At 73.0% G+C, this 9427-nt stretch carries 8 protein-coding genes; 6 read left to right on the top strand and 2 right to left on the bottom strand.

Annotation, left to right across the window (positions count from 1 at the left end):
• Positions 1-120: 120 nt before the first annotated feature.
• Positions 121-3390 carry a S41 family peptidase gene (locus GTW43_RS35030; protein WP_161306004.1) on the top strand — a complete coding sequence of 1090 codons (3270 nt, stop codon included), beginning with the start codon at positions 121-123 and terminating at the stop codon, positions 3388-3390.
• A 10-nt stretch (positions 3391-3400) separates the two neighbouring features.
• On the opposite strand, the gene GTW43_RS35025 is transcribed toward GTW43_RS35030, so the two are convergent.
• A complete protein-coding gene (locus GTW43_RS35025; protein WP_161306005.1) occupies positions 3401-4033 on the bottom strand; it encodes a MerR family transcriptional regulator in 633 nt (210 codons plus the stop codon).
• 176 nt (positions 4034-4209) lie between these two features.
• On the opposite strand from GTW43_RS35025, the gene GTW43_RS35020 reads away from it, so the two are divergent.
• The 4 genes from GTW43_RS35020 to GTW43_RS35005 all read left to right on the top strand — a co-directional run bounded on the left by GTW43_RS35020 (position 4210) and on the right by GTW43_RS35005 (position 7914).
• The gene (locus tag GTW43_RS35020; protein ID WP_161306003.1) at positions 4210-5751 is read left to right on the top strand and encodes an NAD(P)/FAD-dependent oxidoreductase; all 1542 of its coding nucleotides are present in this window, start codon (positions 4210-4212) and stop codon (positions 5749-5751) included.
• Positions 5748-6719 (top strand): alpha/beta hydrolase, encoded by a 972-nt coding sequence (locus GTW43_RS35015; RefSeq protein ID WP_161306002.1) that lies wholly within the window; start codon positions 5748-5750, stop codon positions 6717-6719. Before GTW43_RS35020 ends, GTW43_RS35015 begins: the two co-directional genes overlap by 4 nt.
• Positions 6716-7591 carry an SDR family oxidoreductase gene (locus tag GTW43_RS35010; protein WP_161306001.1) on the top strand — a complete coding sequence of 292 codons (876 nt, stop codon included), beginning with the start codon at positions 6716-6718 and terminating at the stop codon, positions 7589-7591. Before GTW43_RS35015 ends, GTW43_RS35010 begins: the two co-directional genes overlap by 4 nt.
• Positions 7592-7716: 125 nt before the next feature.
• Positions 7717-7914 (top strand): hypothetical protein, encoded by a 198-nt coding sequence (locus GTW43_RS35005; protein WP_161306000.1) that lies wholly within the window; start codon positions 7717-7719, stop codon positions 7912-7914.
• 112 nt (positions 7915-8026) lie between these two features.
• Here GTW43_RS35005 and GTW43_RS35000 read toward each other — a convergent pair whose 3' ends face one another.
• The gene (locus GTW43_RS35000; protein WP_161305999.1) at positions 8027-8851 is read right to left on the bottom strand and encodes an exodeoxyribonuclease III; all 825 of its coding nucleotides are present in this window, start codon (positions 8849-8851) and stop codon (positions 8027-8029) included.
• A 48-nt stretch (positions 8852-8899) separates the two neighbouring features.
• On the opposite strand from GTW43_RS35000, the gene GTW43_RS34995 reads away from it, so the two are divergent.
• Positions 8900-9406, top strand: a complete 507-nt coding sequence (locus GTW43_RS34995) for a GNAT family N-acetyltransferase (RefSeq protein ID WP_161305998.1) — start codon at positions 8900-8902, stop codon at positions 9404-9406.
• The last annotated feature ends 21 nt before the right edge of the window (positions 9407-9427 follow it).

Genomic DNA, 9427 nt, shown 5'->3' with positions numbered 1-9427 from the left:
TCTAGCGAAACGAAACCGTTTCGTACGTGCTCCCCATCACAGTCCGGACCCGCACCCGGCCGTGCACACCACTCCTCCTCCCCGGTTGCCGGACCCCCCACGACGGAAAAGCATGAACAGGTGACGGACGACGAAGAAACGGCCGAGACGACGACCAGCCCGGGCTACCTCAGGTACCCCCACCTGAGCGGCGAGCACCTCTGCTTCGTGGCCGAGGACGACCTCTGGCTGGCCCCCCTGGACGGCGCGACCCGCGCCTGGCGCCTCACCGCCGATCGCACCAAACTCGGCCATCCCCGCTTCTCCCCCGACGGCCGGCACATCGCGTTCACCACCTGGCGCAGCCTCGACCCCGAGATCCACCTGGCCCCGGTCGACGGCGGAGCCACCCGCCGGCTCACCTACTGGGGCAGCCCCGACACGGAGGTCCGCGGCTGGACGCCCGACGGCGACATCCTCGCCGTCGCGTCGCACGGCGAGCCCTTCTCGTACTTCACGTTCGCCTACAGCGTCCCCACCGACGGCTCCCCCGGCGGCAAGCTCCCCTGGGGCCCGGTCTCCGACATCCAGGTCACCGACTTCCCCGGCGAGCGCCGCACCCTGCTCCTGACCGGCACCCCGCCGCACGAGCCGGCCGCCTGGAAGCGGTACCGCGGCGGCGCCCAGGGCCGGCTGTGGGTGCACGGGGAGCGGATCCTCGCGGACGTCGACGGGCACCTCGACGCCCCCATGTTCGTCGGCGACCGCATCGCGTTCCTCTCCGACCACGAGGGCGTCGGCAACGTCTACTCCTGCCGGCCCGACGGCTCGGACCTGACCCGGCACACCGACCACGACGCCTTCTACGCCCGGCACGCCTCCACCGACGGCACCCGCGTCGTCTACCAGTGCGCGGGCGAGCTGTGGATCCTCGACGCGCTCACCCCCGGATCCCGGCCGCGCCGGATCGACGTCCGGCTCGGCGGACCGCGCTCCGGGCGCCGCAGCTACCAGGTCCCGGCCGCGCACCACGTCGACGCCCTGTCCGTCGACGAGACCGGCCGGGCCAGCGCCGTCGTCGTGCGCGGCTCGCTGTACTGGCTGACCCACCGCGACGGCCCGGCCCGCACGATCGCCGACACCCCCGGGGTGCGCGCCCGGCTCCCCGAGATGCTCGGCTCCGGCGGCCGGCTCGCCTACGTCACCGACGCGGAGGGCGCCGACACCGTCGAGATCGCCCACCTGCCCCGGGCCAGCGGCGAGCGAGCCCCGCGCCGGCTCGCCCGGGGCGCCCTCGGCCGCGTCCAGGAGCTGGTCTCCGACCCGGAGGGCGAGCGGCTCGCCGTCGCCTCCAACGACGGCCGCGTCCTGCTGCTCGACGCGTCCGAGGACTCCGACGGCGAGGTCACCGAGCTGATCCGCTCGACCAACGGACCGGTCCGCGACCTCGCGTTCTCCCCCGACGGCGCCTGGCTGACCTGGTCGCACCCGGGCATCGGCCGCTCCCTGCGGCAGATCAAGATGGCCCGGATCAAGGACCGGACGATCGTCGACGTCACCAACGGCCGCTTCGAGGACGAGAACCCGGTCTTCACCCGCGACGGCCGCTACCTGGCCTTCCTGTCCTGGCGCGGCTTCGACCCCGTCTACGACGTGCACACCGGCGACCTGTCCTTCCCGCTCGGCTGCCGCCCCTACCTCGTCCCGCTGTCCTCGGCCACGCCGTCCCCCTTCGCGCTCTCCCCCGACGGCCGCACCGCGGCGGGCGGGCTCGACCCCGTCGAGGGCACCGGGGACGGCGCGCCCATGGTGGAGACCGAGGGGCTCGCCGAGCGTGTCGTGCCGTTCCCCGTCGCTGCGTCCAAGTACTCGGCGCTGCACCCGGTCGCGGGCGGCGGCCTCGTCTGGCTGCGCTGGCCGATCTCGGGCGCCCTCGGCGAGACGTTCGCGAACCCGGCCGACACCTCGTCCCAGCCCACGCTCGAGCACTTCAACCTGGCCAAGGGCAAGAAGACACAGCTCGTCGACCACATGGACTGGTTCGCGGTCAGCGGCGACGGCACCCGGCTCGTCGTCGGTGACGAGGGTGAGCTGAGCGCCGTGCCCGCCACCGAGGCCGGTGACAACGACACGACGATCTGGATCGACCTGCGCCGCATCCTGCACGAGGTCGACCCGCCCGCCGAGTGGCGCGGCGCCTACGACGAGGCCGGCCGCATCGTCCGCGCCTACTTCTGGGCACCCGACATGTGCGGCATCGACTGGGACGGCGTCCTCGACCAGTACCGGCCGCTGCTCGAACGCGTCGCGTCCCCCGACGACTTCGCCGACCTGCTGCGCGAGGTCCTCGGCGAGCTCGGCACCTCGCACGCCTACGTCTCCGCCGCCCGGCGCAACGAGGGCCCCCCGCACTACCAGCGCGCCCAGGGCCTGCTCGGCGCCAACTTCGCCTGCCGGGACGGGCGGTGGACCCTCACCCGGATCCTGCCGGGCGAGTCGTCGGACTCCAAGGCGCGCTCCCCGCTGGCCGGTACCGGCATCCGCGAGGGCGCCGTGCTCACCCATGTCGACGGCCGCCCCGTCGACCCGGTCACGGGCCCCTTCCCACTGCTGGCCGGCTCCGGCGGCACCACCGTCGAGCTCACCTTCCTGCCCGCGCACACGCCGGAGGGCGGCGAGGTCCGGGCCCGCCGCATCGCCGTCGTCCCGCTCGTCGACGAACGCCCGCTGCGCTACCAGGACTGGGTGGCCAAGCGCCGCGCGGTCGTCCGCGAGCTGGGCAACGGCAAGTGCGGCTACCTGCACATCCCCGACATGGGCGGCTCCGGCTGGGCCCAGTTCAACCGCGACCTGCGCATGGAGGTCTCCCGCCCGGCCCTGATCGTCGACGTACGGGGCAACGCGGGCGGCCACATCAGCGAGCTCGTCATCGAGAAACTGACCCGCAAGATCATCGGCTGGGACCTGACCCGCAACGCCCAGGCCGTCTCCTACGCCTCCAACGCGCCGCGCGGCCCGGTCGTCGCCCTCGCCGACGAGGCCACCTCCTCCGACGGCGACATGATCACCGCCGCGTTCAAGCTGCTCGCGCTCGGCCCGGTCGTCGGCCAGCGCACCTGGGGCGGCGTCGTCGGCATGACCGGCCGGCACAAGCTCGGCGACGGCACCGTGATCACCGTGCCGATGAACGCGGCCTGGTTCCCCGAGTACGGCTGGTCCGTGGAGAACCGCGGCGTCGACCCCGACATCGAGGCCCTGCGCACCCCCCTCGACTGGGCCGAGGGCCGGCACGCCCAGCTCGACGACGCGGTCCATCTGGCCCTGGACCTGCTGAAGGAGCAGGGCGCTCTCTCCCCGCCCGACTACGCCGACACCCCGGACCGCCGCCGGCCGCCGCTGCCGCCGCGCTGACCGGGCGCGGCTACCCCGGGGGCGTCCCCGGTCCCGCCATGCGCCGGTCCAGGGCCATCGAGAGTTCGGCCTCGACGACCGACTTGGCCAGCGGGCGCAGGCGTTCGACGTCCTTGTCGGTGCCGTGGGCGCGGACGAGGTCGGCGAACAGGGCGGCCAGCGCGTCCGCGTGGTCGCGGACGGTGCGGGCCGCCCCGAGGACCTCGGCGAGCGGGATGCCCTCGCGGACCAGGGCCGCGGAGACGTCGAGGAGGCGGCGGGAGACGTGGACGATCTCCTCGCCGTCGGTGCCGAGGTAGCCGAGGTCGAGGGCGGCCTGGAGGTTCTCGGGGGTCACCTCGCCGGCGAAGTGGTCCGCGAGCTCCGTGGCGGACAGCCGGACCGGGGTCTCCTCGGTGGGCTCGCCGAGCCCGAGGAGCTCGCCCACGTCACGGCCGCGGTCGAACGCCTCGGAGAGCTCCGCGATGCCGTTCAGGGTGTGCCCGCGCTCCAGGAGCGCGGCGATCGTGCGCAGCCGGGAGAGGTGACTCCCGTCGTACCAGGCGATGCGCCCCTCGCGGCGGGGCGGCTTGATCAGCCCCCGCTCGCGGTAGAAGCGCACGGTGCGGACCGTGATGCCGGCCGCCGCGGCCAGCTCCTCCATGCGGTACTCGCGCCTGCCGTCGCCCGTCGTCGTTTCGTCGCCCACGGCGGGAACCCTATGACGAACCGCCGGTAACTTTCCTCGGCGCAACCCCTACCCATGAGTACGGAGCTGCCCTACTCTCCCCATTGCGCCAGTGTTCACTGGCAGAGTCGTGCGGCAAGGGAGGCGCCGGGATGGCCGGGCAGAAGCACGAGCACGTGAGGGTGGCGGTGATCGGGTCCGGCTTCGGCGGACTCGGGGCGGCCGTCCGGCTGCGGCGCGAGGGCATCACGGACTTCGTCGTCCTGGAGCGGGCGGGCACCGTCGGCGGCACCTGGCGGGACAACAGCTACCCCGGGTGCGCGTGCGACGTGCCCTCGCACCTGTACTCGTTCTCGTTCGCGCCGAACCCGGACTGGCCCCGCACCTTCTCCGGGCAGGAGAAGATCCACGCGTACCTGGAGCACGTCGCCGACGTCTTCCGGATCCGGCCGCACATCCGCTTCGACTCCGAGGTGCGACAGGCCCGCTGGGACACCGAGCGGCTGCATTGGATCCTGGAGACCGCGAGCGGCACCCTCACCGCCGATGTCGTCGTCTCCGCCACCGGCCCGCTGTCCGACCCCAAGGTGCCCGACATCCCCGGGCTCGGCTCGTTCGAGGGCAAGGTCTTCCACTCCGCCCGCTGGGACCACGACTACGACCTGCGCGGCAAGCGCGTCGCCATGATCGGCACCGGCGCCTCGGCCATCCAGATCGTGCCCGCGATCCAGCAGGACGTCGGCCGGCTCACCCTCTTCCAGCGCACCCCGCCGTGGGTGATGCCGCGCGCCGACCGCGCCATCACCCGCGCCGAGCGCTGGCTGCACCGGCAGCTGCCGTTCACCACGCAGGCCCGCCGGGGCCTGCTGTGGGGCATCCGCGAACTCCAGGTCCAGGCGTTCACCAAACGGCCCGAGGAGCTCGGCCTGGTCGAACAGCTCGCCAGGCGGAACATGCACCGGGCGGTCAAGGACCCGGCCCTGCGCGCCAAGCTGACCCCCGACTACCGCATCGGCTGCAAGCGCATCCTGCTGTCGAACACCTACTACCCGGCGCTCGCCCAGCCGCACGTCGACGTCGTCGCCTCCGGCCTGAAGGAGATCCGCGGCAACACTCTGGTCGCCGCCGACGGCACCGAGGCCGAGGTCGACGCGATCATCTTCGGCACCGGCTTCCACGTCACGGACATGCCGATCGCCGAGCGCGTCATCGGCGCCGACGGCGACAGCCTCGCCCAGTCCTGGAAGGACGGCATGCGGTCCCTGCGCGGCGCCACCGCCGCCGGCTTCCCGAACTTCATGACGATCATCGGACCCAACACCGGCCTCGGTAACTCCTCGATGATCCTCATGATCGAGTCCCAGCTGAACTACCTGGCCGACTACCTGCGCCAACTGCACGTGCTGGGCGGCCGCGTCGCCCTCGACCCGCGCGAGAGCGCCGTCACCGGCTGGAACAACCGCGTGCAGGACCGCATGAAGCGCACCGTGTGGAACACCGGCGGCTGCACCAGCTGGTACCTGGACGCCAACGGGCGCAACACCACGGTGTGGCCCGGCACCACCACCGAGTTCCGACAGGCCACCCGGCATGTGGACGTGGGCGAGTACAAGGTGGTGCGGCCGCCGGCCGTCGCCCCCGCCTCCCCCGCGCGCACAGCCCGTACGAAGAAGAAGGCGGTGGACGCCGCATGAGCCGGCTCACCCATGTCACCACCGGGCCCTACGCACCCCCGGCCCCGGCCCGCGAACTGACCGTCGTCTCGGCCGACGGCGCCCGGCTGCACGCCGAGGTGCACGGCCCCGACGGCGCCCCCGCGGTCGTCCTCGCGCACGGCTGGACCTGCTCGACGGCCTTCTGGGCCGCACAGATCCGCGCCCTGTCCGGCGACCACCGCGTGATCGCCTACGACCAGCGCGGACACGGCCGGAGCCCCGCCGCCACCAGCCTCCCGTACACGACCGAGATGCTCGCCGACGACCTGGAGGCCGTGCTCCGCGCGACGCTCGCGCCGGGCGAACGGGCGGTGCTCGCCGGGCACTCCATGGGCGGCATGACGATGATGGCGGCGGCCGGCCGGCCCGCGTTCCGCGAACACGCCGCCGCGGTGCTCCTGTGCAGCACGGGCAGCTCGCGGCTGGTGCCCGAGGCGACCGTGGTGCCGATCCGGGCCGGCGGGCTGCGCACCCGGCTCACCCGGGCCGTCCTCGGGTCGAAGGCGCCCCTCGGGCCGGTCACACCGGTCGGCAAGAAGGTGCTCAAGTACGCGACGATGGGCCCGGGTTCGGCCCCCGGCCAGATCGAGGCCTGCGCCCGCATCGTGCACGGCTGCCCGCGCGGCGTGCGGTGCGGCTGGTCGCACGTCCTGGAGACCCTGGACCTGGACGCGGGCGTCGAGGCGCTGACCGTGCCGACCGCCGTGATCGCGGGTACCCGGGACCGGCTCACCCCGATCGTGCACGCGCGCCGGATCGCCGCGGCCCTGCCGCAGAGCGAGGGGCTCACCGAGCTGGCCGGGCGCGGCCACATGACACCGGTCGAGGCCCCGGAAGCGGTCACCGCCCGCATCCGGGGACTCGCCGAGCAGTACCTACCGCGGCAGGCACAGCCCGCCGGATCCGAGCAGCGGACGCAGTCCGAGGAAGGGGCGCAAGCCGTATGAGCAGGGTCGGTCTCGAAGGACAGGTCGCGGTCGTCACGGGAGCCGCGCGCGGCGTCGGCGAGCTGCTCGCCCGCAAGCTCTCGGCGCGCGGCGCCAAGATCGCGCTCGTCGGCCTGGAGCCGGACGAGCTGAAGCAGGTCGCGGGCCGCATGCACACGGACGCCGACTGGTGGCACGCGGACGTCACGGACCACGTGGCCATGGCGCGGGTCGCCCAGGAGGTGAAGGAGCGCTTCGGCAAGGTCGACATCGTCGTGGCCAACGCGGGCGTCGCGACCGGCGGACCCTTCGTCGACTCCGACCCGGAGTCCTGGCGGCGCGTCATCGAGGTCAACCTGATCGGCTCGGCGGTGACCGCCCGCGCCTTCCTGCCCGTGCTGACCGAGTCCCGCGGCTACCTGCTCCAGATCGCGTCGCTCGCCGCGATGACACCGGCGCCGATGATGACCGCGTACTGCGCGTCGAAGTCGGGCGTGGAGGCCTACGCACACAGCCTGCGCGCCGAGGTCGGCTACAAGGGCGTCAAGGTGGGCGTCGGCTACCTCTCCTGGACCGACACCGACATGGTCCGCGGCGCCGACCAGGACGACGTCATGCGCGAGCTGCGCCAGCGCCTGCCGTGGCCGTCGAACAAGACGTACCCGCTGGGCCCGGCCGTGGACCGGATCGTGGCGGGCATCGAGCGGCGCTCCTCGCACGTGTACGCGCAGTGGTGGCTGCGCGGCATGCAGGGGATGCGCGGCTACCTGCCCGGGATCATCGGGTCCGTGGGCCAGCGCGAGATGCGGCGCTTCGAGGGCCGGCTCGGGTCGGTGTCGAAGGGCCTGGTGGGTGCGGGCGGCGCCGCGGACGAATCCGTTCGCACGCCCTGACCTGCGGTTCCTCCCAGCCTGGCGGTTGATGCACACAGGTGGTGAGTGATCGAAATGCGACCTTTGTCCGAGCGTGCAAGTCTGGTCGCAGCCCGATCCCCTCACCCACCACAGGAGTGAACAGCATGGGCATCATGGACCAGTTCAAGGACAAGGGCGAAGACCTGGCCGACAAGGCCAAGGACGCCATGGGCGGCGACAAGGAGAACGCCGGCGAGCGTGCGCAGCAGGGCGCCGACGAGGCGCGTGAGCGCGGCTCGCAGGCCCGCGACAAGGCCGAGGACGCCGCCCAGGACGTGCGGGACCGGCTGGACCGCGACTGACGCGCCCGCAGGCACCGTCCTTCCTTGAGGACCTGACGAACCCCCGACCGGGGCCCCGGTCGGGGGTTCGTCCGTGCCGCGCCGGCCTGCGGACCGGGCGGCGCGAAGCGTCCTAGAGGTCGAAGACCGTGGTCACCGGCGCATGGTCGCTCCACCGCTCCGCGTGGCTCGCGGCCCGCTCGACGTACGCCTTCACGGCCTTCCCGGCCAGCCCCGGGGTCGCGGCGGCGAGGTCGATCCTCCAGCCGGAGTCGTTGTCGAAGGCGCGCCCCCGGTACGACCACCACGAGTAGGGGCCCTCGACGTCCGGGTGCAGGCTGCGGACCACGTCCACGTAACCGCCGTCCTTCTCGTCCAGGACGCGGTCGAGCCAGGCGCGCTCCTCGGGCAGGAAGCCCGAGTTCTTCTTGTTGCTCTTCCAGTTCTTGAGGTCGGCCTCGCGGTGCGCGATGTTCCAGTCGCCGCAGACGAGGACCTCGCGGCCGTCGGCGGCCGCCCGGACCCGGAGCTCCTTGAGGTAGGCGAGGAACGCGTCCATGAAGCGGATCTTCTCGTCCTGGCGCTCCGTGCCGACCTCGCCCGAGGGCAGGTAGAGGCTGGCGACGACGACACCGGGCAGGTCCACCTCGACGTAGCGCCCGCTGTCGGCGAACTCCTGCACGCCGAACCCGATCTGCACCCGCTCCGGCGCCCGCCGCGTGTAGAGGGAGACACCGGCCCGGCCCTTGGCCGCGGCGGGCACGTGCACGACGTGCCAGCCCTCCGGCTCGCGCACCTCGTCCGGGAGCTGCTGGGCCTCGGCCCGCACCTCCTGCAGACACAGCACGTCGGCGGAGGTCCCGGCGAGCCACTCCACGAAGCCCTTCTTGGCGGCGGCCCGCAGCCCGTTCACATTCACAGTGGTCACAGTCAGCACCCGGCCACGGTACCGGCACACTGGAAACCCACTCCCCAGCACCGCCCGCATAGAGTTACGATCGGACGCATGAGTATCCAGCACGCCCTCGCCGAGGCCCCCGCCCTGCGCCCCGTCTCCTTCGGCCACCCCGACGCGATCGCGCTGAACGACCGCGTGCAGCTCGAGTACGCGGAGCGGTACGGCGACGAGGGGGACGTCACCCCGCTCGACCCGACGATGTTCGACGCCCCGCACGGGCTGTACCTGATCGCGTACGACGACCGGGACACCCCGCTGGCCACCGGCGGCTGGCGCACCCAGGACGAGAACGAGGAGGGGTACGCGGACGGCGACGCCGAGCTGAAGCGCATGTACGTGACCCCGGAGGCGCGCGGCCTGGGCCTGGCCCGCCGGATCCTCGCGGCGCTGGAGGCGGACGCCCGCGCGGCGGGCCGCACCCGGATGGTGCTCGAGACGGGCACGAAGCAGCCGGAGGCGATAGCGCTGTACGCGTCGAGCGGGTACACGCCGTGCGCCAAGTTCGGCCACTACCGCTTCGACGAGTTGAGCCGCTGCTTCGCGAAGGCGCTCTGACCCCGGAACGACAGAGAACCA

It is taken from the genome of Streptomyces sp. SID5785 (genome assembly GCF_009870065.1).
In the GTDB taxonomy this organism is placed as follows: Bacteria; Actinomycetota; Actinomycetes; order Streptomycetales; family Streptomycetaceae; genus Streptomyces.
This window is presented reverse-complemented; position numbering and strand designations above follow the sequence as displayed.

What these genes read in the sequence shown, in the direction of transcription:
- GTW43_RS35025 (WP_161306005.1), bottom strand. Translation starts at nt 4,033, where the DNA reads ATGGAGGAGCTGGCCGCGGCGGCCGGCATCACGGTCCGCACCGTGCGC.
- GTW43_RS35020 (WP_161306003.1), top strand. Translation starts at nt 4,210, where the DNA reads ATGGCCGGGCAGAAGCACGAGCACGTGAGGGTGGCGGTGATCGGGTCC.
- GTW43_RS35015 (WP_161306002.1), top strand. Translation starts at nt 5,748, where the DNA reads ATGAGCCGGCTCACCCATGTCACCACCGGGCCCTACGCACCCCCGGCC.
- GTW43_RS35010 (WP_161306001.1), top strand. Translation starts at nt 6,716, where the DNA reads ATGAGCAGGGTCGGTCTCGAAGGACAGGTCGCGGTCGTCACGGGAGCC.
- GTW43_RS35005 (WP_161306000.1), top strand. Translation starts at nt 7,717, where the DNA reads ATGGGCATCATGGACCAGTTCAAGGACAAGGGCGAAGACCTGGCCGAC.
- GTW43_RS34995 (WP_161305998.1), top strand. Translation starts at nt 8,900, where the DNA reads ATGAGTATCCAGCACGCCCTCGCCGAGGCCCCCGCCCTGCGCCCCGTC.